At 43.5% G+C, this 945-nt stretch carries 2 protein-coding genes; both read right to left on the bottom strand.

Going from position 1 to position 945, the window contains the following annotated elements:
* Positions 1-2: 2 nt before the first annotated feature.
* Positions 3-746: a twin-arginine translocase subunit TatC gene (gene tatC / locus B3O33_RS14515; RefSeq protein ID WP_292361103.1), complete on the bottom strand. Its 744-nt coding sequence runs from the start codon at positions 744-746 to the stop codon at positions 3-5.
* On the bottom strand, positions 736-945 hold a 210-nt coding region (locus B3O33_RS14510), incomplete at its 5' end, for a twin-arginine translocase subunit TatB (protein WP_292363871.1). The genes B3O33_RS14510 and tatC, both read right to left, overlap by 11 nt.

The raw sequence follows: 945 nt of genomic DNA, 5'->3' as shown, positions 1-945 counted from the left end.
CCCTAATCCGCTATTTCTGATTTCTCTCTGTTTTTTGGAATAAACCGCGAAACCTGTAACCCCAGTTCAAATAACAACCAGATTGGAACCGCTAACAATGTTTGTGAAATCACATCTGGAGGGGTAAGTAACATGCCAATCACAAAAGCGCCGACAATCACATAAGGCCTTTTTTGTGAAAGACTTTCTCGAGTGGAGATCCCTGTCCAAATCAACAGTAACGTGGCGATTGGCACTTCAAATGCCAGACCAAAAGCAAAAAATAACTTCAAAACAAAATCCAGATAACTGCTGATATCTGTCATCACTGCAACACCTTCAGGCGCTGCCTGTGTCAAAAAGCCAAACACCAGCGGAAAGACGACAAAATAAGCGAACAATATGCCCAGAATAAACAGTAGCGTACTGGCAAACATCAGTGGAAAAACCAGCCGTCTTTCATGTTGATACAAGCCGGGAGCAATAAAGGCCCATAATTGATAAAGCAAAACAGGCATCGCCAGCATAATCGCGGCGGTCAGTGTTAATTTAAATGGGGTCAGGAAGGGTGAAGCCACTTCTGTGGCAATCATGGAACTGGTTTCTGGCAGATGTTCAAGCAAGGGCGCAGATAAAATAAGATATAAGTCATTGGCGAAGGGTAACAGGCAGACGGCAATGATTAATACGGCAAGGATAGCTCTGAGCAACCGATCCCGAAGCTCAACCAGATGAGAAATCAGTGGTTGTTGTTCACTATTTTCCATCGTCAGCCTGCTTTTTTTCCGCTGAATTATCTTCAGCGTTATCCGAGGGATTCGATTCAGGTTTTACCGGTTCATCAATATCAATGATTTCATTCAGATCGGGTAAATCATCGGGTTTTTTAAAGGCCTGCTTGATTTCTTCGGCTCGAAGTTCTTTGGCAATATCATTTTTGACCGCTTGAAGTGAAGCATTGGCTCG

Source organism: Methylophaga sp. UBA1464 (assembly GCF_002325665.1).
GTDB lineage: Bacteria > Pseudomonadota > Gammaproteobacteria > Nitrosococcales > Methylophagaceae > Methylophaga.
The sequence above is the reverse complement of the archived record's forward strand: the minus strand, read 5'-3'. Positions and strand labels throughout refer to the sequence as shown.

Excerpts from the sequence above, each read along its gene's own strand:
- tatC (WP_292361103.1), bottom strand. The coding sequence starts at position 746 with ATGGAAAATAGTGAACAACAACCACTGATTTCTCATCTGGTTGAGCTT.